This is a genomic window from Chachezhania antarctica, assembly GCF_003646465.1.
GTDB lineage: Bacteria > Pseudomonadota > Alphaproteobacteria > Rhodobacterales > Rhodobacteraceae > Chachezhania > Chachezhania antarctica.
Genome location: NZ_QZEX01000007.1, coordinates 42,003 through 62,472, shown reverse-complemented (window position 1 = coordinate 62,472; position 20,470 = coordinate 42,003). Strand labels below are relative to the sequence as shown.

21 protein-coding genes are annotated in these 20,470 nt (G+C 66.1%); 13 read left to right on the top strand and 8 right to left on the bottom strand.

All coding sequences use genetic code 11. The features are described 5' to 3' along the window. Position 1: 1 nt before the first annotated feature. The 3 genes from D4754_RS14740 to pyrH form a co-directional block, all read right to left on the bottom strand. The gene (locus D4754_RS14740; protein ID WP_121064913.1) at positions 2-781 is read right to left on the bottom strand and encodes an isoprenyl transferase; all 780 of its coding nucleotides are present in this window, start codon (positions 779-781) and stop codon (positions 2-4) included. Then, positions 774-1,337 (bottom strand): ribosome recycling factor, encoded by a 564-nt coding sequence (gene frr / locus D4754_RS14735; protein WP_121064911.1) that lies wholly within the window; start codon positions 1,335-1,337, stop codon positions 774-776. Before frr ends, D4754_RS14740 begins: the two co-directional genes overlap by 8 nt. Before the next feature lie 183 nt (positions 1,338-1,520). After that, the gene (gene pyrH / locus D4754_RS14730; RefSeq protein ID WP_121064909.1) at positions 1,521-2,267 is read right to left on the bottom strand and encodes a UMP kinase; all 747 of its coding nucleotides are present in this window, start codon (positions 2,265-2,267) and stop codon (positions 1,521-1,523) included. 132 nt (positions 2,268-2,399) lie between these two features. Between pyrH and miaA the strand changes: the two genes are divergently transcribed. The 7 genes from miaA to D4754_RS14695 all read left to right on the top strand — a co-directional run bounded on the left by miaA (position 2,400) and on the right by D4754_RS14695 (position 10,222). Beyond that, complete coding sequence (miaA, locus tag D4754_RS14725) at positions 2,400-3,272, top strand: tRNA (adenosine(37)-N6)-dimethylallyltransferase MiaA (protein ID WP_121064906.1); 873 nt, start codon at positions 2,400-2,402, stop codon at positions 3,270-3,272. A gap of 104 nt (positions 3,273-3,376) precedes the next feature. Continuing rightward, complete coding sequence (locus D4754_RS14720) at positions 3,377-4,189, top strand: helix-turn-helix domain-containing protein (RefSeq protein ID WP_163025930.1); 813 nt, start codon at positions 3,377-3,379, stop codon at positions 4,187-4,189. Between the two features lie 376 nt (positions 4,190-4,565). After that, positions 4,566-5,621, top strand: a complete 1,056-nt coding sequence (locus D4754_RS14715; RefSeq protein WP_121064902.1) for an ABC transporter permease — start codon at positions 4,566-4,568, stop codon at positions 5,619-5,621. A gap of 12 nt (positions 5,622-5,633) precedes the next feature. Next, positions 5,634-6,848, top strand: coding sequence for an ABC transporter permease (locus D4754_RS14710; RefSeq protein ID WP_121064900.1), 1,215 nt, complete (start codon positions 5,634-5,636; stop codon positions 6,846-6,848). Next, entirely contained in the window at positions 6,848-7,303 is a 456-nt protein-coding gene (locus D4754_RS14705; RefSeq protein ID WP_121064898.1) for a hypothetical protein, read from the top strand. Before D4754_RS14710 ends, D4754_RS14705 begins: the two co-directional genes overlap by 1 nt. A 47-nt stretch (positions 7,304-7,350) precedes the next feature. Next, positions 7,351-9,435, top strand: coding sequence for a dipeptide ABC transporter ATP-binding protein (locus D4754_RS14700; protein ID WP_121065328.1), 2,085 nt, complete (start codon positions 7,351-7,353; stop codon positions 9,433-9,435). A gap of 13 nt (positions 9,436-9,448) precedes the next feature. Further along, entirely contained in the window at positions 9,449-10,222 is a 774-nt protein-coding gene (locus tag D4754_RS14695; protein ID WP_121064896.1) for a methyltransferase domain-containing protein, read from the top strand. On the opposite strand, the gene D4754_RS14690 is transcribed toward D4754_RS14695, so the two are convergent. Continuing rightward, positions 10,219-10,785 carry a lytic transglycosylase domain-containing protein gene (locus tag D4754_RS14690; RefSeq protein WP_121065326.1) on the bottom strand — a complete coding sequence of 189 codons (567 nt, stop codon included), beginning with the start codon at positions 10,783-10,785 and terminating at the stop codon, positions 10,219-10,221. The genes D4754_RS14695 and D4754_RS14690 overlap by 4 nt on opposite strands. Before the next feature lie 437 nt (positions 10,786-11,222). Between D4754_RS14690 and ssb the strand changes: the two genes are divergently transcribed. Both ssb and D4754_RS14680 read left to right on the top strand, forming a co-directional pair. Continuing rightward, the gene (ssb, locus tag D4754_RS14685; RefSeq protein ID WP_121064894.1) at positions 11,223-11,729 is read left to right on the top strand and encodes a single-stranded DNA-binding protein; all 507 of its coding nucleotides are present in this window, start codon (positions 11,223-11,225) and stop codon (positions 11,727-11,729) included. A 150-nt stretch (positions 11,730-11,879) separates the two neighbouring features. Further along, positions 11,880-12,830, top strand: a complete 951-nt coding sequence (locus D4754_RS14680) for a sugar phosphate nucleotidyltransferase (RefSeq protein WP_121064892.1) — start codon at positions 11,880-11,882, stop codon at positions 12,828-12,830. Between the two features lie 129 nt (positions 12,831-12,959). Here D4754_RS14680 and D4754_RS14675 read toward each other — a convergent pair whose 3' ends face one another. From D4754_RS14675 to D4754_RS14660, 4 genes are all read right to left on the bottom strand, one after another. Then, complete coding sequence (locus D4754_RS14675) at positions 12,960-13,571, bottom strand: response regulator transcription factor (protein WP_121064890.1); 612 nt, start codon at positions 13,569-13,571, stop codon at positions 12,960-12,962. After that, complete coding sequence (locus tag D4754_RS14670) at positions 13,571-13,969, bottom strand: hypothetical protein (protein ID WP_121064888.1); 399 nt, start codon at positions 13,967-13,969, stop codon at positions 13,571-13,573. The genes D4754_RS14675 and D4754_RS14670 overlap by 1 nt, the downstream gene beginning before the upstream one ends. Positions 13,970-14,310: 341 nt before the next feature. After that, on the bottom strand, positions 14,311-15,423 hold the full coding sequence (aroB, locus tag D4754_RS14665) for a 3-dehydroquinate synthase (RefSeq protein WP_121064886.1): 1,113 nt from the start codon (positions 15,421-15,423) through the stop codon (positions 14,311-14,313). Next, positions 15,420-16,022, bottom strand: coding sequence for a shikimate kinase (locus D4754_RS14660; protein ID WP_121064884.1), 603 nt, complete (start codon positions 16,020-16,022; stop codon positions 15,420-15,422). Before D4754_RS14660 ends, aroB begins: the two co-directional genes overlap by 4 nt. An 80-nt stretch (positions 16,023-16,102) precedes the next feature. Here D4754_RS14660 and D4754_RS24030 point away from each other — a divergent pair, with 80 nt between their 5' ends. The 4 genes from D4754_RS24030 (at position 16,103) to D4754_RS14645 (ending at position 20,290) form a co-directional block, all read left to right on the top strand. Further along, positions 16,103-16,276: a hypothetical protein gene (locus D4754_RS24030; protein ID WP_163025929.1), complete on the top strand. Its 174-nt coding sequence runs from the start codon at positions 16,103-16,105 to the stop codon at positions 16,274-16,276. Between the two features lie 2 nt (positions 16,277-16,278). Then, positions 16,279-17,958 (top strand): hypothetical protein, encoded by a 1,680-nt coding sequence (locus D4754_RS14655; protein WP_240453894.1) that lies wholly within the window; start codon positions 16,279-16,281, stop codon positions 17,956-17,958. Next, a complete protein-coding gene (locus tag D4754_RS14650) occupies positions 17,959-18,924 on the top strand; it encodes a site-specific tyrosine recombinase XerD (protein ID WP_121064882.1) in 966 nt (321 codons plus the stop codon). Between the two features lie 64 nt (positions 18,925-18,988). Beyond that, a complete protein-coding gene (locus D4754_RS14645; protein ID WP_121064880.1) occupies positions 18,989-20,290 on the top strand; it encodes an HlyC/CorC family transporter in 1,302 nt (433 codons plus the stop codon). The last annotated feature ends 180 nt before the right edge of the window (positions 20,291-20,470 follow it).

Sequence of the window (20,470 nt, the reverse complement as noted above, 5' to 3'; positions counted from 1 at the left end):
ATCAGCTGATCACGGCCCCGAAACGCCTGTCGCGCCGGGCATAGCTTTCGCACAGGCGCGCGAATTCCTCGGCCGAGAAATCGGGCCAGAGCGTGTCGACAAATTCATACTCGGCATAGGCCGACTGCCAGAGAAGGAAGTTGGAAATCCGTGCCTCCCCGCTGGTGCGGATCACGAGATCCGGGTCGGGCAGCACGTGCGTATCGAGGTACTTGGGCAGCGTTTCCTCGTCCACCTTCGCGGGGTCGAGCTTGCCGTCGGCCACGTCCTGCGCCAGCCGCTTGGTCGCGCGCGCGACCTCGTCCCGGCCGCCGTAGTTCAGCGCCACGGTCAGTTGCACGCCGTCGTTGCCCGATGTTTCGGCCTCCAGCGTGTCCATCAGGGCGATCAGTTTGCGGTCAAGCTTCACCCGGTCCCCGATGAACCGGACCCGCGCGTCGCGTTCGTCCAGTTCCCGGGTTTCCTTGGCGATGTAGCGGCGGAACAGGCTCATCAGCCCGGCCACCTCGACCTGAGTGCGTTTCCAGTTCTCGGTCGAAAAGGCGAATATCGTCAGGTATTTGACACCCAGATCCTCGCACGCCTCGACAATTTCGCGTACCCGTTTCGCCCCGGCATGATGGCCGAACAACCGCGGCCGCCCGCGGGCCTGCGCCCAACGGCCGTTGCCGTCCATGATGATCGCGACATGCCGCGGCGCCCCCTCGATCGGCGCGAAGTCCTTCTTCGGGCCGGGGAGGTCGTCCACGATGTCTTCCGGAGCGATCCTGGCTTCAGACATGCATGATCTCGGCTTGCTTGGTCTCAAGCGCCGCATCGACCGCCGCGATCATCTTGTCGGTCAGTTCCTGGACCTCGGTCTCCCAGAATTTCTGGTCGTCCTCGCTCATGCCGTCGGCCTTGGCCTTCTTGATCTGGTCCATCCCGTCACGGCGTACGTTGCGCACGGAGACCCTGGCGTTTTCGGCATAGGTGCCGGCGACCTTGGTCAGCTCGCGGCGGCGTTCCTCGTTCAGTTCGGGAATCGGCAGCATGATGATGGTGCCGTTCAGCTGCGGGTTGATGCCCAGCCCGCTTTCGCGGATCGCCTTTTCGACCTTGCCGACAAGGCCCTTGTCCCAGACGTTGATCGTGACCATCCGCGGTTCCGGCACGTTCACGGTGCCCACCTGGTTGATCGGCGTGGGCTGGCCATAGGCTTCGACCATGACGGGTTCCAGCATGGATGCACTGGCCCGCCCGGTACGAAGCGAGGCGAATTCGGTCCGCAGGTTCGCCATGGCGCCATCCATGCGGCGTTGCAGGTCTTCGGTGTCGAGTTCGAAATCGTCGGACATGGTGGTCTTCTCGTTCTCCTCCGGCCACGGTCAACGCGACCCCTACCGGATCTGTTCCAGCCTCGCGGCCGCTCCCCATCGGCCCGGATGCACATCCAGGCAGCCCGCGCCGGTTCTCCTGACGCATTGCGCCGGACCCGTGGCCCGGCGCCAAGGCAAACGGCCCGTGACCGCTCTATAAACTCAGCCGTGCACCATTGTATAGGTGCCTTCCCCGGCAAGGATACCCTTGAAACCGCCCGGTTCGTCCAGCGAGAAGACGATGATCGGCAGATTGTTGTCGCGCGCCAGCGCGATCGCGGTGGCGTCCATCACGCCCAGGTTTTCCGCAAGGCACTGGTCATAGCTCAGGTCGTCGTAGCGCGTGGCGTCGTCGAATTTCTTGGGATCCTTGTCGTAGATCCCGTCGACCTTCGTGCCCTTGAAGATCGCCTGGCACTTCATTTCGTTGGCGCGCAGCGTGGCCGCCGTGTCGGTCGTGAAGTACGGGTTGCCCGTGCCGGCGGCGAAGATGCAGACGCGCTCCTTCTCCAGGTGGCGCACGGCGCGGCGGCGGATGTAGGGCTCGCACACCTCGTCCATCCGGATGGCCGAGATCACGCGGGTATAGACGCCCATATTCTCAAGCGACGATTGCATCGCCAGCGCGTTCATCACGGTGGCGAGCATCCCCATGTAATCGGCCGTCGTCCGTTCCATCCCCTGGGCCGAGCCCGAGAGCCCGCGGAAGATGTTGCCGCCGCCGATCACCATGCAGATCTGGGCGCCCAGATCGTGGACCGTCTTCACCTCGCGGGCGATGCGTTCGACGGTCGGGGGATGCAGGCCATAGCCTTCCTGGCCCATCAGCGCCTCGCCGGAGATCTTGAGCATCACGCGCTTGTATTTCAGACCCGAGGTTTCGGATACGGGAACATCGATGGGGGGCATGTTGCGCTCCGGCTGACTGGGGGTGTAATTTCGCGCAAACTGACCGATCAGGCGCGCAGATTCAATGCGACAAGGCAGGCGGACGGGTACGATCTGCCGGTTCATGACATACAGGCACGAGACTGACGCACGATGATCGGACAGGTTCCCCTTGATACGCTGCCCGCGGACCGGCCCGTGCTGATCGCGGGGCCGACCGCGTCGGGCAAGTCCGCCCTTGCGCTGGAGATCGCCGAACGGGCTGGCGGGCGTATCGTCAACGCCGATGCCTCGCAGGTCTACGACTGCTGGCGCGTGATCACCGCACGCCCCTCGCCCCAAGAGGAATCGCGGGCACCGCATGCGCTTTATGGCCATGTCGCCTACGACGTGGCCTATTCCACAGGCCACTGGCTGCGCGCCGTGGCGCCGTTGCTTGCGGGCGGCGAACGGCCGATCATCGTGGGGGGCACCGGGCTGTACTTTACGGCGCTGACCGAAGGGCTGGCCGACATCCCCCCGACCCCGCCCCGGATTCGGGCCGAAGCGGACGAGATCCCGCTTAACCGCCTGATAGCTGGGCTGGATGCCGAAACAGCCGCGCGGATCGACCTGCTGAACCGTGCGCGGGTGCAACGCGCCTGGGAAGTGCAGCGCGCAACGGGCCAGTCGCTGGCCCGCTGGCAGGACGACACGCCCCCGCCGCTTCTGCCGCTCGACACAACGTTGCCGCTGGTCATCGACGCGCCGAAAGACTGGCTGACGCCGCGCATCGACCGGCGGTTCGACGCGATGCTGGACGCCGGTGCGCTGGCCGAGGTCGACGCCATGCGCGACAGGTTCGATCCGGCGCTCCCGTCGATGAAGGCCATCGGCGTGCCCGAGCTGGTGGATCACCTGAACGGCCTCGTATCGCTGGACACCGCGCGCGACCGTGCGACGGTTTCGACCCGGCAATTCGCCAAGCGGCAACGGACGTGGTTCCGCACCCGGATGCGGAACTGGCGGCGGATTGTTGCTGCATAACCGATCAGGCGCACGGTTTTCGCAGCGGTTTTGCGCCGGCGCCGTTGTTTGGACTTGGCCGGACCCGGCCTGCTGCGTAACCATCCGGAGCTATGCTCGACATGATGCACAGTTACAGAACCCCGGTTTTCGCTCCCCTGGCCCAGCTCGCCCCCCGGGCGCCTTGGCAGACAGAGCTTGCGCATGACAGGCCCGGCGCGACGCTGATCTGGATCACGCTGGGCCGCGGCACCGCGCTGATCGGCGGCGGGCGGCACGGAATCGGGGCGCATACGGCGCTTTTCCTGCCGGCCCACAGCCTGTTTGCCCTGAAACTGGCCCGCGGCGCGTCGGGGCACGTCCTGAGCCTGCCGCACCCCACGGCGCTGCCCATGCCCGAACAGCCGCTGATCTTCCGCTTTCGCGACGCCCGGGCGCAGTCGGAACTGACGGGGCTCATGACCTCGGGGATGCGCGAATCCGATCGGGCGGAAGATTCGCTGACGCCTGCGGCGCTCGAAGCATTTGCCCAGCTCACCATGGTCTGGCTGTCGCGCCGGGCCGCCGCCGGGGCGGCGGATACCATGCCCACCCACGCCGCGCGGCACCTGTCGCGCCAGTTCTGCCAACGGGTGGCCGATGGTCATGCATTGGGGCTGACGGTCGACGAACATGCCGAGGCGCTGGGTGTCACTGCCACCTATCTGGGGCAGGTCTGCCGTGCGGAAACCGGGCTGACGGCCGGCGCGCTTCTGACCCAGCGGCTGACCCACGCCGCCTGCCAGGCGCTGATCGAGACCGACGCGCCGGCGCAGGACATCGCGCGGGACCTGGGCTTCTCCAGCCCCGCCTATTTCTCGACCTTCCTGCGCCACCAGACAGGCCACACGCCGCTGGCGTTCCGCCAATCCGGTACGCCCGTCGCCCTGCCCGGGTGATTTGCGCCGCAATTTCCAGCACAGGCCCCTTGCGCCCCGCGACACTTCCGCCCGAATTTTGGGCGCAATGTCGTTTTCAGACTGGTCATTGGTCGCTTTTGGACCCCACGATCCCCCAGACAGGAATTGACCTGACGGTCAAAGTCGTGCCGAATGAGGGAGTTGGGTCGCCCGTGACGCGCCCCCGCCACAGCCAGACTGCAAGTGGGACAGGGACCGAAGAACCGCACGAAACCATTGACCGGCCGCAGGCAGGCCGGGGGCGCCCGACGATCCCATGGACAGTCGGCACTATGCACCGAATGAAGACGACCGAAAGACGGCAAAACCAATAATGCGCGCAGGGGCCCGATGCCCCTGACCGACAGGGGAAAAAATGGGACTGTTCATCCTCCGACGGACCGGTGTGATGGTGCTGACGGCCTTGTGCCTGACATTCATCGTGTTCTTTCTGACGAACCTTTTTCCGAACCTCGAAAAGCTGGCCAAGACCCAGGGCAACTTCCGCATGTCGGACGAGGCGGTGCTGAGCTGGCTGACCAACAACGGTTACATGCAGCCCACGGTGCTGAAATACGGCCAGTGGCTGGGCGTGGCGCCAGGCTGGACGCTTGAGCGGCCCGACGGCACCGTCCGCGGCAAGTGCATCGATGGCGATGTCACCCCCGAGGTCGCGGCCGAAGCCCCCACCTACTGCGGCGTGATCCAGGGCAACTGGGGTTATTCCACCGTCTTCCGCGAACCCGTGTCGGCCATCATCGGCGGCAAGCTGGCGCTGACGGGCGTGCTGATGTTCTGGGTGCTGCTGCTGATGATCCCGCTGGCGCTGATCGTGGGCATTTTAGCGGGGATGCGGGAAGGGACGGTCCTTGACCGCGGGCTGTCGACCTTTTCCATCCTCACCACGGCCACGCCGGAATACGTGTCGGGCGTGATCTTCATCGCCGTCTTCGCATCATCCGCCGTGGGGCTGAAATGGTTCAAGGGCACCGCGACGCAAGCGATGGACCAGCCCACCTTCGAGAACTTCTTCCTGCCGGTGCTGACGATTTCCCTTTACGGCATGGGCTACATCGCCCGGATGACACGCGCCTCGATGACGGAAGTCATGACGGCGCAGTACATCCGCACGGCCCGGCTGAAGGGCGTGAGCTTTCACAACATCGTCCTGAAACACGCGCTCAGGAACGCGCTGATCGCGCCGTTCACGGTGATCATGCTGCAGTTCCCGTGGCTTCTGAACGGGGTCGTGATCGTCGAGACGCTGTTCAACTACAAGGGGTTCGGCTGGACGCTGGTGCAGGCCGCGGGCAACAACGACATTGATCTCCTCCTGGCCGTTTCGGTCGTCTCGGTCGCCGTGGTTCTGGTGACGCAGCTGATATCGGATATCGGCTATGTCTACCTGAACCCGCGCATCCGGCTGTCATAGGGAGCGCCGCACATGGAACCGCTCAACGGTCTCGAAATAACCGGCCGCATCCTCTGGCAGTTCCTGCCGGTCTGGATCTCGCTCATCGTCGTTTTTGCCCTGTCGCTGCATTTCAAGCGGCGGCTGGGGCTTTACGGCAAGCTCTTCGACAGCCCCATCGGGATGATCGGCTTCGGCTTCGTGATGTTCTGGATCTTCACCGGCTTCTACGCCGCGTTCGACATGATCATCACCCACGATCCGCTGGCGCAAATCTCGGGCCTGAAGAACGAGCCGCCGGGATCGGCCCTGCGCGATCCCGGTCCGGGCGAATACCCGTGGTACCTGCTGGGCGGCGACAACCTTGCGCGCGACGTCTTCAGCCGGATGGTGAAAGGATCGTCGATCGTGATCGGCATCGCACCGCTGGCCACGATCTTCGCGTTCATGGTCGGCATCACCATGGGCCTGCCCGCGGGCTACTATGGCGGGCGGCTGGACACGGTCCTGTCGTTCCTTGCCAACCTGATCCTGGCCTTCCCGGTGATCCTGCTCTTCTTCCTGCTGGTCACGCCCGAGATCATTGCCGCCGGCGTTCCAAGCTTCATGGCGATGGTGCTGTTCTTCTTCCCCATCGTGTTCTTCACGGTGCTCCTGAACTCGCGCTACCATTCGCAACCGAAGATCCGCACGCCGCTGCTGATCGTCGTGGTGGGCGCGCTGCTGTGGGGGTATCTCGCGCTGATTTCGTCCGAAGGCTACCTTGTGCAGACGGAAACCTATGCGATCCCCCTGCTGCCGCAGGCGCTGGATTTTATAAACACCTCCAGCGGTTTCCTCGTGGTGTTCGTCGCCGTGGTCTTCGTGAACTCGCCCACCGTCTACCGGATCGTCCGGGGCCTTGCGATGGACATCAAGACCCGCGATTACGTGGCCGCGGCCCAGACCCGTGGAGAGGGCCCGTGGTACATCATGTTGTGGGAGATCCTGCCCAATGCACGGGGACCGCTGATCGTCGATTTCTGCCTGCGGATCGGCTACACCACGATCCTTCTGGGGACCCTGGGCTTCTTCGGCCTTGGCCTTTCCCCCGAAAGCCCGAACTGGGGCGCCACGATCAATGACGGGCGGAAGCTGCTGTCGATCTACCTGCATCCGGCCCTGCCGCCGGCCCTTGCCCTCCTGTCGCTGGTCCTTGGCCTGAACCTTCTGGCCGACGGCCTGCGCGAAGAAAGCCTGAAGGATTGATGGGACACCTCCGCTCACATCTTGCCACGCTCGCGCTTCTGGGCGTGGCGCTCGGCGCGCCCGCCGCTGCGGCAGAAATTTCGCCATACAAGGCGCGGGACTGCATCGCCAAGGCATCGGCCATGATCGCCTTCGCCCGGGTCCTGCAGGACAACGGCGCGCCGGTGCCGGACCATCAGCTGGAACAGCTTCACACCCTGCGGGACGGCTGGATCGCGATGACGGTGGACGACCTGCAATGCAAGGCCGCCAGGCCCCTGCTGGAGGCGCTGGGGCGCGGGGAGAAACAGGTCAAGGGCTACACGGCACAGCTGGGCACCACTGCCCCGTCGAAGATCTGGAACCGCGAGGTGCGGCGCCTGAATTCCTGCATCGAGACGTTCGGGCTGGAGGCATCGCTGGAAGCATCGAAATCTCCGTCCAAGGATTTCGACTTTACCCAATGCCAGGGATGACGGCGCGCCACGCCGCCCCGCCACGCAACAGGATGGAGAAGACGGACATGTCACGGGACGATTACGAAGGCCCCATTCTGGAAATCGACAACCTGTCCATTTCGTTCTTCACCCGCCTGCGCGAGATCCCGGCGGTGATGGATTTCTCGGTCACCGTGCAACCGGGCGAGGCCGTAGGGCTGGTGGGCGAAAGCGGCTGTGGCAAGTCCACCGTGGCGCTTGGCGTGATGCGGGATCTGGGCAAGAACGGCCGCATCGTCGGCGGCACGGTCAAGTTCAAGGGCCGCGACATGGGCGACATGTCGGACGAGGAGCTGCGCGAGATCCGCGGATCCGAAGTCGCCATGATCTACCAGGAGCCCATGGCATCGCTGAACCCGGCCATGAAGATCGGCAAGCAGCTGATGGAAGTGCCCATGATCCACCAGGGCATGAACGCCGAAAAGGCGCGCGAGCGTGCGCTGCAGGTGGTCACCGACGTCAAGCTGCCGGATCCGGCGCGCATCCTCGACAGCTTTCCGCACCAGCTTTCGGGCGGGCAGCAGCAGCGGATCGTCATCGCAATGGCGCTGATGGCCGAACCGTCGCTTCTGATCCTTGACGAGCCCACGACCGCGCTCGACGTGACGGTCGAGGCGGCGGTCGTCGAACTGGTGAAGGAGCTGGGCAAGAAATACGGCACCTCGATGCTGTTCATCTCGCACAACCTTGGCCTTGTGCTGGAAACCTGCGACCGGATCTGCGTGATGTATTCGGGCGAGGCGGTCGAGACGGGCTCCATCGAGGACGTCTTCGACAAGATGCAGCACCCCTATACGCAGGCGCTGTTCCGGTCGATCCCGCTGCCGGGCGCGAACAAGAACGACCGGCCGCTGAAGGCGATCCCGGGCAACTTCCCCCTGCCCCACGAACGCCCGCCGGGCTGCAATTTCGGCCCCCGCTGCGACTACTTCGAAGAGGGCCGCTGCAACGCCGCCGAGATCCCGATGTTCGAGGTCGCGGGCGACGACCGCCACGGCACCCGCTGCCTGCGCTTCGAGGAGATCGACTGGAACGCGCCCATGCAGCTGATGGAGACCAAGACCAAGGGTGAGATCGGGCCTGTCGTCCTGAAGATGGACAACCTGAAGAAATACTACGAAGTCGCGGCGAATGCCCTGTTTGGTGGCGGGCAGAAGAAGGTCGTGAAGGCCAACGAAACCCTGACTTTCGAGGCGCATGAAAGCGAAACGCTGGCCATCGTGGGCGAATCCGGTTGCGGCAAGTCCACCTTCGCCAAGGTGCTGATGGGGCTGGAAACGGCCACCGACGGGACGATCATGCTGGATAATCGCAGCATCGGCGACGTGCCCATCGAAAAGCGCGATGCCAAGACCATCGGCGAAGTGCAGATGGTCTTCCAGAACCCGTTCGACACGCTGAACCCGTCGATGACCGTCGGCCGCCAGATCATCCGCGCGCTGGAGGTGTTCGGCATCGGCAAGAACGAAGCCGAGCGCCGCGAGCGGATGCTGCAACTGCTGGACCTTGTGAAGCTCCCCCGCGAATTCGCCGACCGGATGCCGCGGCAATTGTCGGGCGGACAGAAACAGCGCGTGGGCATCGCCCGGGCCTTTGCCGGGGACGCGCGGATCGTGGTGGCGGATGAACCCGTCTCGGCGCTCGACGTATCCGTGCAGGCCGCCGTCACCGATCTGCTGATGGAGATCCAGCGCGAACACAAGACGACGCTCCTGTTCATCTCCCACGACCTGTCCATCGTGCGCTACCTGTCCGACCGCGTGATGGTCATGTACCTGGGCCACGTGGTGGAACTGGGCACGACCGATCAGGTCTTCTCTCCCCCCTATCACCCTTACACCGAGGCGTTGCTGTCGGCCGTGCCCATCGCCGACACCTCGGTGGAAAAGGAACATATCGTTCTGGAAGGCGACATCCCGTCGGCCATGAACCCGCCGCCGGGCTGCCCGTTCCAGACCCGCTGCCGCTGGAAGAAGGACGTGCCGGACAACCTGTGCGAACGCGAGGTCCCGCCGATGCGCCAGATGGCCGAAGGGCACCAGGTGAAGTGCCACCTGGCCGACGACATCCTTGCCCGCATGTCCCCCGTCATCAAGATCGCCGCGGAATAGCACCTTGGGCAGCATGGACTTCGACGACGCCGCTGCCGAACGGCTGGAGGCGACCTATCTGGGCCACGACGTGATCCAGCAGCGCACCGATACGCTGGCGCTTCTGGACATCGCGCCGGGGGAGCATGTGGTCGACATAGGCTCCGGCCCCGGGTTTCTGGCGCAGGGCATGGCGCATCTGACGGGCGACGGAGGCCGTGTCGTGGGCGTGGACCTGTCGCCGGCCCTGATCCGTCGGGCCACGGCGCGGGCGGAGGCCTCTTGGCTGAGCTATGTCGAAGGCGACGCCACCGCGCTGCCCTTTGACGACGCGTCCTTTGACATCGCCGTCAGCACGCAGGTCGCCGAATATGTCCCCGACATCGCCGCGCTCTGCACCGAAATGGCCCGCGTTCTGAAACCGGGCGGACGCGGGCTGGTGATGGCGACGGACTGGGGCGGCGTGGTCTGGCAGTCCTCGGACCCGGAGCGGATGGCCCGCGTGCTGGAGGCGTTCGAGCCACATTGCGCCAATCCCCGCCTGCCCCGCACGCTGGCCCCACACCTCCGCAAGGCCGGGCTGGTGGTGGACGAGGTCAGCGCCTTTCCCATAGTCAATCTGGATATGTCCGACGGCACCTACAGCCGCGGCATGGCGGGCTTCATCGCGGGATATGTGCGCAATTCCGGCACCCTGCCGGAGGCCGAGATCGACGCGTGGCTGTCCGACCTGAGGGCCCTGTCGGCGCGCGGGGACTACTTCATGTCCACGACGCGCTTCAGCTTCCTCGTGACGAAACCGGCCTAGCTGCCCCAGATCACCTTCACGTAGTTCCGGGTTTCCTTGTAGGGCGGGATGCCGCCGTGCTTCTGCACCGCCTCGGGGCCCGCATTGTAGGCCGCCAGCGCGAGGCGCCACGATTTGAACCGACGGTACTGCTTGGCCAGGTACCGCGCGCCGCCGTCGAGGTTCTGGCGGGGATCGTGCGGATCGACGCCCAGCCGTTCTGCCGTTGTCGGCATCAGCTGCGCCAGACCCACCGCGCCCTTGTGCGATACCGCCTTCGGGTTCCAGCCGGACTCCTGCTGCACGAGGCGCAGGAACAGGTCCTCGGGGATCGAATTCCGACGCGCCGCCTGCCGGGCCATCGACAGGTACTGACCGCGATACTTGCCCGAATAGACCCGCGCCAGACCGATGGTGCCGTTGTCCTTCAGAAGCGGTTGGGCATTGGGCGTCAGGCGGACGGAATAGTCGTATTGCGAGGCTGAGCGCGTATCGAGAACCTTGGTCCGCGACTTGAACACGTCGCTGCGCGACTTGGTACTGGCGAACATATCCGCGGCCGACGCCGCGGGCAGAACGATCATCAGCCCCGTCAGAAGCAGCGTGACACGCGCAAGCCTGCGTAAAACCCGATCTCCAACCGCCGTCCGCGACGGCCCAGCATCCAATTCTTGCAAGTTCATGTCTCCCATTCCACACGCCCCGGCGCCTTGTCTCTCTCCGTTTGCCAGTCACGACCCGGCACCGGACTGTGCGTATCGGTCAGGCGTGATCGGAGAGTTGCGTTTGCTCGGGGACGGCCCGTCCGGATTTCGAACCCTATCCACAGCGGATTGTTTGCGCCGCCACTATACTGAAATGACCGCCAAGCGCCAGACTTTCCGTGCCGGGGACGGCGGCAGCCTGCCTTCGGCATCTTTGCGCGGGCGGAACTTCGGTATAGGGTCATTCAACGCGGTGAAGCGCGGATTCGACGACAAACGAACTGAAACGACCTCTACAGGCGAAGGACACGAAGGCCATGGCCGGATCCATCAACAAAGTCATTCTCATCGGCAACCTTGGCCGCGACCCCGAGGTGCGCAGCTTCTCGAATGGTGGCAAGGTCTGCAACCTGCGCATCGCCACCTCGGACACCTGGAAGGACCGCGCGACGGGCGAGCGGCGCGAAAAGACCGAATGGCACACCGTGGCCATCTTCAACGAACACCTCATCCGGCTGGCAGAACAATACCTGCGCAAGGGCTCCAAGGTCTATGTCGAAGGCAAGCTGGAAACCCGCAAGTGGCAGGACCAGGCCGGCGCCGACCGCTACAGCACCGAAGTCGTGCTGCGTCCGTTCTCGGGCGAGATGACGTTCCTCGATCCCCGCTCGGGCGATCAGATGGGCGGCGGCGACAGCTATGGCGGCGGCTCCTCGGGCGGCTATGACCGCGCGCCCGATGACGACCCCTATGCCGGCCGCGGCGGCGGAAGCAGCGGCAGCGGACCGTCCAGCCGCGACATGGACGACGAAATCCCGTTCTGATCCGACGGGATCGCGCGCATCTCTACCATCGTATAGGTGCGCGCTCGAAATCTCCCCTCCCTCTACCTTTCCGGTCCGCGCCGGGGCGATGCGCCGCGGTACAGTCGGTTTCAAGATCCTGTGAAACCGACTGCCGTGGGAGATGGTGCAATGATCACTCCGGTTCTGCTGGCCGGTGACAATGGCTTGTCGCTCCGGCCGGTCCTTCAGAAAAACGCGGCGCGCTGCGCCCTGACGGCCACGCCCTTTGCCGAGGCAGCCGCCCACCTTTGCCATTCCGGCTGTACCGAGCCCATCGTCATAACCGCGCCCGCCGACCGCGACGAAGTCCTTCGCCAGTTGCGGGCGCTGGGTCTGAACGATGCCGACGTTCTGGTCACGCCCTGTCCCCGCGGGTCGGCCCCAGCCATCCTTGCCGCTGCGATGCGGCTGGGCCGGACGTCGCAGGATCTGCTGCTGATCTGCACCGCCCTGCGCCTTCCGGGCGATCTCGCCCGGGTGACCGGGGGCAGCGCGCCCGCCTGCGATCTGGCCGGATCCGGCACACCAGTGACCTTCGGTCTACCCGCGGGCAAAAGGGCCTTCGATTTCGGGTGCCTCAGGGTCGCGGAGGATGGCGCAACCCTGACGGAGTATCTCGCCCCGCCGGGCCGGGCCGAAGCCGCGCAGCTTGCGACCCGGTCCGACCACCTGGGGCACAGCCAGGTCTACCTTGTCCGGGTCGATTGCCTGATCGATGCATTCGCGGCCCGGGCGCCCCGACGGTTGGATCACTGCGCCCGTGCGCTGGACCGGTCGTTACCGGTCAATGGCGCCACATTGCTCGACGCCGGCAGTTTTGCCGAAATCGAGATGACATCGCTTGAAGATATCCTGCTTGCGCCCCTGTCGAAGGTTCACGTCGTGCCGCTTCGGATCGACCGTGCCGGCCATGGTGCGAACCATCCATTCCCGCGTCCCGTCCCCCAGGCAGGTGCTGCCGGCGGCGCGCCCGCCACGGCCGAGCGTGCTCCCGATCCGCTCACCTGGAACCGATCAGGCGATGCAACCGTCGTGGCCAGCCATCCCGCGCAGGCGCCAAGGATGCGCTTCCTGCACTGACCTTCATCGTCACCACGCCGTCGACGCGCCGCCGCCCCGCGCCCGGAGACGGCAAGGAGGATCCCGGCACGGGATCCTACGAGGGTGGGCGGGCGGGCCGGCTACGGGCGCGGTCCGCGGGCAGCCGCGTCAGAAAACGCCCGCTTCCTTCGCCTTCAAAGCGGCCTGCGTGCGGTTCTTCACCTGCAGCTTCCGGCACAGGGTCTTCACGTGCAGCTTGATTGTCACTTCCTGCAGGTTCAACTCCCGCGCGATTTCCTTGTTGGCAAGCCCCTGGCAAAGCCCACTCAGCACCTCCAGCTCGCGCGGGCTCAGGCGCCGGGCCAGCGGATTGATCTTCTCCGGCTCCTCTGCGGTCATGAAGGCCACCGGCACGTAGACCTCTCCCGACGCCATGAACCGGATCGCGTTCACCAGCGACTTGGCGCCCATGGTCTTGGGCAGGAACCCGATCGCGCCCGCGTCCAGCGCCGCCTGCGCCGTGGCTTTCGTCGCCGTGCCCGACATGATCGCCACGGGGCGTCCATCCCCCGCCTCGATCGCCTTGGCCAGACCGTCGAGCCCGTCCATCCCCGGCATCGCGTAATCCAGCAGGATCAGGTCGAACATCGTCGCCTGCGCCGCCGCGCAGGCGGCGTCCAGATCCGCCACGGACACGGTTTCGATGTCCCGCTCGCGATCCAGGAAGGCGGCCAGCGTGTCGCGGACCAGTTCATGATCGTCGGCAATCAGCACTTTCATCACGGTACGTCCTTTGCGTCGGGCCTCGCGCGGGCAAGACCCTTCGAAAACGCGGCGTCGTCCTCGCTCAGGTTCAAGGGCCTCGCGAACGGGTGCGTCAGGCTATCTGCCGCGAGCCGTTTATCGTTAGCCGCCGGGCGCAGTGACGAGACCCCGAAAACCGACAGATCCGGGACAGAGCCCGCCATGGCCGCGGCAATACCGCCGCCGCCCATTACGCGCCAATTTTCATCCGTCGCGGCGGCACACGTGCCCGGCTCCTTGCGGACTATCGGTCCGCGCACCATCGCTCCCCGCACGGCAAACAGGGCGCATGGCCCCCGAAAACGCGAACCCTGGCGGGTCAGCGGTTCCTGCATTTCCAGCAGGACGTCGAAAAACTGATCGTGATCCGGCATCCCTGGATGTCCTGCAGCCTGAACGCGGACCGCCTGCCTTGCGGCGGCGGCCCAGTCGCATGGCCCCTTCATACAGGCCCGATGGTTTACCTAAGGTTAACTGGTATGCGCGAAGGCGAACCGGGTGCCGGGACAGGGCACCGATACAGGCCCGCAGCGGCTGCCCCCGCCGCTGGAAGGCGCAGGTCCACCTGCCCGACGCATCGTCATCGGACGACATCCGCGGCGCAGTCATCCGGCAGCCACAAGGCCGCCATCAGAATCACCGGCCAGGCACCCGGAACGCGACCCGCATCGGTCACACGGCCCCGCCTCAATGACGTGCTTAACAAGCTGTTGTGCTATCGTCCGGCCAGCGCCTCGGACAGGACGGCGTGAACGTCGGCACGGTCGACCTCAGAGGTCACGAAACTGTCGCCGATGCCTCGGGCCAGGATGAAGCGCAACTTGCCGTCGATCACTTTCTTGTCCTGCCCCATCAGCGCCAGCAGACCGTCGGCGTCCGGCAGATCGCCGGGGATGTCGGCCAGATCGGCCTTCATCTCCATCGCGGCCAGATGCGCGCGGACGCGGCTGGGGTCCTCCTGCGAACAAAGCCCCATGCGGGCCGACAGCGCAAAGGCCAGCGCGCAGCCGATGGCCACGCCTTCGCCATGCAGCAGCCGGTCGGAATAGCCCGTCGCGGATTCCAGCGCGTGGCCGAAGGTATGGCCCAGATTCAGAAGCGCGCGGTCGCCCTGTTCGGTCTCGTCGCGGACGACGATCTCGGCCTTCATCTGGACCGAGCGGGCGACGGCATGGGCCAGCGCATCCGTCTCGCGCGCCAGAAGCCGGGCCGTGTTGTCTTCCAGCCAGTCGAAGAATGCCGCGTCACCCAGAAGGCCGTACTTGGCGACTTCCCCATAGCCCGCAAGGAAATCCCGTTTCGGCAGGCTTTCCAGCACACTCAGGTCGGCCAGCACCAGCGACGGCTGGTGAAACGCGCCGACAAGGTTCTTGCCGTGGGACGTGTTGATGCCGGTCTTGCCGCCGACGGAACTGTCGACCTGCGCCAGAAGCGTCGTGGGGATCTGCACGAAGCGCACGCCGCGGCGCAGGATCGCGGCGGCAAAGCCCACCAGATCGCCGATCACGCCGCCACCAAACGCCACGACCACGTCGCGGCGTTCCACCCGTTCGTCCAGCAGCCATTCGACGACACGTGTCAGATGCGGCCAGCTTTTGGTCGCCTCGCCCGGCGGCAGGATCAGCGTCTCCGACGCGATGCCCGATGCCTCCAGCCCGGCCGTCAGCGCGCCAAGCTGGGCTTGGGCCACGCGCTCTTCCGTCACGATCCAGACGCGGGGGCGGTGCAGAAGCGGCGCGATGCGGGTGCCGGCAGCGTCCAGCAGGCCGGGGCCGATCACCACGTCATAGGCGCGGCTGTCCAATGGTACGTGTACCGTTTGGGTCATGATTTCGCTCCGAACACGTCGCCCCGGTCGATCAGGGCGGTCAGTATCCTGTCGACCATGTCCTCGATCCCCGTCTTGGCATCGGCGTGAACCTCGACATCGGCTTCGGCATATTGCGGCATCCGGCGGTCGAGGATCTCCTGCAGCGTGGCGCGGGGATTGGCGGTGCTGAGAAGCGGCCGCGTCGTCCGGTTGCGCACGCGCGCCCACAAGACATCGACCGGCACGTTCAGCCAGACCGACACGCCGCGATCACGCACGGCCGCGCGGTTGTCTTCCGACACGAAGACCCCCCCGCCCGTCGACAGGATGCCGGGCGGACCGTCCAGAAGCCGGCCCAGAACCTGCGATTCCTTGCGGCGGAAGAAGGCCTCGCCATCGCGGGCGAAGATTTCGGCAATGGTCATGTTGGCGGCAGATTCGATCTCGACATCGCAATCGTGGAACGGAACCCTGAGTCGCGCGGCCAGAGCACGCCCGACGGCTGTCTTGCCTGCGCCCATCATGCCCACCAGAACGATGGGTTTTCCCAGTTTCCCGATGCCCCGGCGGCCGATACGGACCTGCGGCCGCGGTCGGGGCGGTTCAATTCCGCTCATGACCGTGTGAATGACGTGATCTGCGCGAAAAGGCCATATATAAACTGCCGTAACAAGGAACTGGCAGAAAGGCCGGCACTATGGCGCAGGTATTCGGAGCATTGTTGAAATACGCGTTCGGGCTGGCGGTGGTGCTGTGCATCATCGGCGCCGTGGGCGTTGTCATCTACGCGGCTGTAGGGCCGTTCGTGGGGGTCGATTTCTCGGCCCCGGTTGAACCGCAAACCGCCGCGATCACGTTGCAGGTGGACTGAGAATGCCCTTCAAGCAGACCTGTCACGGGCTTTGCGCCGGTGCGACGCTTGCCGCGATCCTGATCGCGGCCGGTGCCGGGACGGGTGCGGCGCAGCAACAGGGCCGCGATTCGCGGGCACCGATGTCGGCGATCGACTGGCTGTCACAACCCAGCATCGAATGGACCCCGGGCCAGCCGCAAGTGCTGAAACCGCGCGGAACCGCCCCCGACACCGCGCTGGATGAACCGCCCGTGACCGAAGGCATCTCGGTGCCCACAGTCGATGTGCGGCCCCTGGGAACCGAGGAACGCGCGGCGGGGCTTGTGCCGCCCGACGTCTCGGGCCTGCCGCGGGATCTGTGGGCCGGAAGCCAGCCCGAAGACCTCGTCCGCCTGATATCCGGCGTGCCCGTCGCCGACAACCCGGCGATGCAACGGCTGCTTTACACCCTGCTGCTGACCGAAGCCTACGCCCCCCAGCGGTCCGGCGCCGAAGACATCCTGCTGACCGCCCGCCTGACCCGGCTTATGGACCTGGGCGCCGCCGATCCGGTGCGTGCGCTGGCCGACCTGTCCGAACCCGAACAGCATCTGGTCGTGCCCGGCGGCGGCTCGGACGCGCTCAGGGGCGTGCGGGACCGCTTCGCGCTGCGCTTCGATGCGGCGCTTCTGACGGGAGAGGCCGACGCCGTCTGTCAGCAGCTGATCGCGATGCCCGAACTCACCCAGGATTACCGCGCGCAGATCTTCTGCAACGCGCGGCTGGGCGATTGGCACACGGCAACGCTCCTGTTCGACATGGCCGAAACGCTGGACCTGATCGGCGCGGCCGACCTGAACCTTCTGGCCCGCTTCCTGCATCCCGACCTGAGCGAGGACGCCGATCTTCTGCCCCCGCCGATGCAGCCCGATGCGCTGACCTTCATCCTGTATTCCGCCATCGGGGAACGCCTGCCCACGGGCCGCCTGCCCCGGGTCTTCGCCAATGCCGATCTTCAGGATCTTGCCGGCTGGAAAGCCCAGATCGAGGCGGCCGAGCGGCTGACCCGCTCCGGCGCCGTCAGCCCGAACCGGCTGCTGGGCCTCTATACCGACCGGCGGCCCTCGGCCTCGGGCGGGGTGTGGGACCGCGTGGATGCGATCCAGCGTTTCGACGGCGCTCTGGCGGACGGGAACGGCGCATTGGTGGCCGAGCTTCTGCCCGAGGTCTGGCAGGCCATGACCGACGAGGGCCTGGGCCCCACCTTCGCCACGCTCTTTGCCCACAGGCTGGCCGCGATCCGGCTGCCCGACGTGGGCGAGGCCCGGTGGCTCGCGTGGAAGATCCGCCTCTTGTCGCCGGATTACGCCGCCGCCGCGGCGACGCCGCCCGATGACAGCCCGCGCACCCAGTTCCTGGCGGCCCTTGCCCGGGGCGTGCCGCAATCTGTGCCCGCCCCCGACGCACGCGCGCAGGCCATTGCCGACGGGTTCACCGCCGACGGCGCGGTGCCCAGCCTTCTGGTGCCCGCCAGCATGTCGGGCCGCGTGTCCGACGGCCGGCTGGGCGAGACGATCCTGAAGGCCATGACCCGCTTCGCCAGCGGGCTGCAGGGCAACGACGCCGCCCTGACCGAAGCGCTGGCCATCCTCCGTTCGGTCGGTCAGGAAGACGCCGCCCGGCGCGCGGCGCTTCAGGCCCTGCTGATGGAGCGCGGCTGAATGGGCGGGCCCGCGCAGGACCACGACTGGATTTCCGCGTTCCTGGATGCCTGCGCGGCGGAACAGGGCGCGGCCCGCAACACGCAACTGGCCTACGGGCGTGACCTGAAAGACGTCGCCGCGTGGCTGGCCGGCAAGGGTTCGGCTTTCGAGCGCGCCACGCGCGAGGACGTGGAGGCCTACCTCGTGTCCTGCGACGCCGACGGGCTCAGCCAGGCCACGCGCGCGCGGCGGCTCTCGGCCATCCGCCAGATCTACCGCTTCGCGTTCGAGGAAGGCTGGCGCGCCGACAACCCGGCGATCGAGATCCGCGGCCCCGGCCGCCCGCGCCGCCTGCCCGGCACGCTGGCCGAAGAAGAGGTCGACAGCCTGCTCGACGCCGCCCGCGCCACGGGCCGGACCGAAACCGACCGGCTGCGCAATGCCTGCCTGATGGAACTGCTCTATGCCACGGGTATGCGCGTCAGCGAACTGGTGTCGCTGCCTGTTTCCTCCGCTCGGGGCGATCCGCGGATGCTGCTGGTGGTGGGAAAAGGCGGCAAGGAACGCATGGTGCCCCTGTCCCCGCCCGCCCGTGACGCGCTCACCGAATGGCTGATCGCCCGCGACGCGATGTTCGAGGCCAAGCGTGCCTCCGTCGCCGCTTCGGCGCCGCTTCCGCCCGAGGCGCGGTTCCTGTTCCCGTCACGCGGCAAGTCCGGGCACCTCACCCGGCACGGCTTCTACCTGCTGATCAAGGATTTCGCGGTGGCGGCCGGCGTCCCGCCGGACCGGGTCACGCCCCACACGCTGCGCCATGCCTTCGCCACACACCTTCTGGCCAACGGCGCCGATCTGCGGTCGATCCAGACGCTGCTGGGCCATGCCGATGTCGCCACCACGGAAATATACACCCACGTGCTGGATGCGCGCCTGTCGGAACTGGTGCTGACGCGGCACCCGCTGGCCGACAAGACCGAAGACTGATCCCGCTCCCCCTTGATCGTCCCCCCGCCCGCAGCGCATAACCGCGGCGGTTTAGGAGTTTTCGATGGACGCCTCTGTATTCGATACGGCTTTCTGGGTCACCGGTGGCGGGATCCTTCTTCTGATCGTGTTCTCGGCCTTTTTCTCGGGCTCGGAAACCGCGCTGACCGCGGCGTCCCGCGGCAAGCTGCGCACGCAGGCCGACAAGGGATCCCGCGGCGCGGAATCCGCGCTGAAGGTGACCGAGGACAACGAACGTCTGATCGGGTCGGTTCTTCTGGGCAACAACCTGGTGAACATCCTGGCCACATCGCTGACAACGGCGCTCTTCACCCGTTCGTTCGGCGAAGGCGGCGTGGCGCTGGCAACGCTGGTGATGACCTTCCTCGTCCTGATCTTCGCCGAGGTGATGCCCAAGACCTATGCCATCACCAACGCCGAAAAGGCCGCGGCCTTCGTCGCCCCGCCGATCTCGATCGTCGTGCGCGTCTTCTCTCCCATCGTCGGAGCTGTCCGGCTAATGGTGCGCTTCATACTGGGTGTGTTCGGCGTCAAGATCGACCCCGACAGCAACGTCCTGGCGGTGCGCGAGGAAATCGCCGGCGCGCTGCAGCTGGGCCATTCCGAAGGCGTCGTCCACAAGGAAGACCGCGACCGGATCCTGGGCGCGCTCGACCTCGGCGACCGCTTCGTGGAAGAGATCATGCTCCACCGCTCAGGCATCGAGATGATCGACGGCGACCAGGACGCCGACACGATCCTGGCGCAATGCCTCGACAGCCCGCATACGCGGCTGCCGGTCTACCGGGAAGACCCCGAGAACATCATCGGCGTGGTCCATGCCAAGGACCTGCTCCGCGCGATGTACAAGCTCATCGGCGGCCCCGATGGTGACGCGAGCGTCCTGCGCAACTTCGACATCCGCGATGTCGCGACGCCGCCCTATTTTGTGCCGGAAACCACGACGCTCGACGACCAGATGCGCGAATTCCTGCGCTTGCGCACCCATTTCGCGCTGGTGGTGGACGAATACGGCTCGCTCCGCGGCCTGATCACGCTGGAAGACATCCTTGAAGAAATCGTGGGCGAGATCACCGATGAATTCGACCGCGCCGCGCCGCCCCCGCTGACCAAGTCGGAGGACGGCCACTACCTAGTCGAAGGCGCCATGACGATCCGCGACCTGAACCGCGCGATGGACTGGAACCTGCCGGATGACGAGGCGAATACGGTGGCTGGCCTCGTGATCCACGAAGCGCAGGCGATCCCGACCAAGGGCCAGGTGTTCTCGTTCCACGGCTTCCGGTTCGAGGTCACGGACCGAGAGGGCAACCGCGTGACCGGGCTGAAGGTCCGCCCGCTCTGATGGGCGGTGCGGTACGTGGAGACCACGCACCCTACGCCCAAGACTGGGGGTCGATACCGCCGGACCGCAGGCATGGGGGCTCTGCCCCCGCCGCGGCTGTCGCCGCGCCTCCCCCGGAGTATTTCGGAAAAGAAGAACAAGGGGCGCGGCCCTTCCCCGGTGAACATGTACCCTCCAGGC

Coding starts and splice junctions, on each gene's coding strand:
- D4754_RS14690 (WP_121065326.1), bottom strand. CDS start 10,785: ATGATCGTTCTGCCCGCGGCGTCGGCCGCGGATATGTTCGCCAGTACC.
- D4754_RS14695 (WP_121064896.1), top strand. CDS start 9,449: ATGGACTTCGACGACGCCGCTGCCGAACGGCTGGAGGCGACCTATCTG.
- D4754_RS14655 (WP_240453894.1), top strand. CDS start 16,279: ATGCCCTTCAAGCAGACCTGTCACGGGCTTTGCGCCGGTGCGACGCTT.
- D4754_RS14660 (WP_121064884.1), bottom strand. CDS start 16,022: ATGAGCGGAATTGAACCGCCCCGACCGCGGCCGCAGGTCCGTATCGGC.
- D4754_RS14650 (WP_121064882.1), top strand. CDS start 17,959: ATGGGCGGGCCCGCGCAGGACCACGACTGGATTTCCGCGTTCCTGGAT.
- D4754_RS14715 (WP_121064902.1), top strand. CDS start 4,566: ATGGGACTGTTCATCCTCCGACGGACCGGTGTGATGGTGCTGACGGCC.
- aroB (WP_121064886.1), bottom strand. CDS start 15,423: ATGACCCAAACGGTACACGTACCATTGGACAGCCGCGCCTATGACGTG.
- D4754_RS14645 (WP_121064880.1), top strand. CDS start 18,989: ATGGACGCCTCTGTATTCGATACGGCTTTCTGGGTCACCGGTGGCGGG.
- ssb (WP_121064894.1), top strand. CDS start 11,223: ATGGCCGGATCCATCAACAAAGTCATTCTCATCGGCAACCTTGGCCGC.
- D4754_RS14700 (WP_121065328.1), top strand. CDS start 7,351: ATGTCACGGGACGATTACGAAGGCCCCATTCTGGAAATCGACAACCTG.
- frr (WP_121064911.1), bottom strand. CDS start 1,337: ATGTCCGACGATTTCGAACTCGACACCGAAGACCTGCAACGCCGCATG.
- pyrH (WP_121064909.1), bottom strand. CDS start 2,267: ATGCCCCCCATCGATGTTCCCGTATCCGAAACCTCGGGTCTGAAATAC.
- D4754_RS14740 (WP_121064913.1), bottom strand. CDS start 781: ATGTCTGAAGCCAGGATCGCTCCGGAAGACATCGTGGACGACCTCCCC.
- D4754_RS14710 (WP_121064900.1), top strand. CDS start 5,634: ATGGAACCGCTCAACGGTCTCGAAATAACCGGCCGCATCCTCTGGCAG.
- D4754_RS14680 (WP_121064892.1), top strand. CDS start 11,880: ATGATCACTCCGGTTCTGCTGGCCGGTGACAATGGCTTGTCGCTCCGG.
- D4754_RS14675 (WP_121064890.1), bottom strand. CDS start 13,571: ATGAAAGTGCTGATTGCCGACGATCATGAACTGGTCCGCGACACGCTG.
- D4754_RS14670 (WP_121064888.1), bottom strand. CDS start 13,969: ATGCCGGATCACGATCAGTTTTTCGACGTCCTGCTGGAAATGCAGGAA.
- miaA (WP_121064906.1), top strand. CDS start 2,400: ATGATCGGACAGGTTCCCCTTGATACGCTGCCCGCGGACCGGCCCGTG.
- D4754_RS14705 (WP_121064898.1), top strand. CDS start 6,848: ATGGGACACCTCCGCTCACATCTTGCCACGCTCGCGCTTCTGGGCGTG.
- D4754_RS24030 (WP_163025929.1), top strand. CDS start 16,103: ATGGCGCAGGTATTCGGAGCATTGTTGAAATACGCGTTCGGGCTGGCG.
- D4754_RS14720 (WP_163025930.1), top strand. CDS start 3,377: ATGCACAGTTACAGAACCCCGGTTTTCGCTCCCCTGGCCCAGCTCGCC.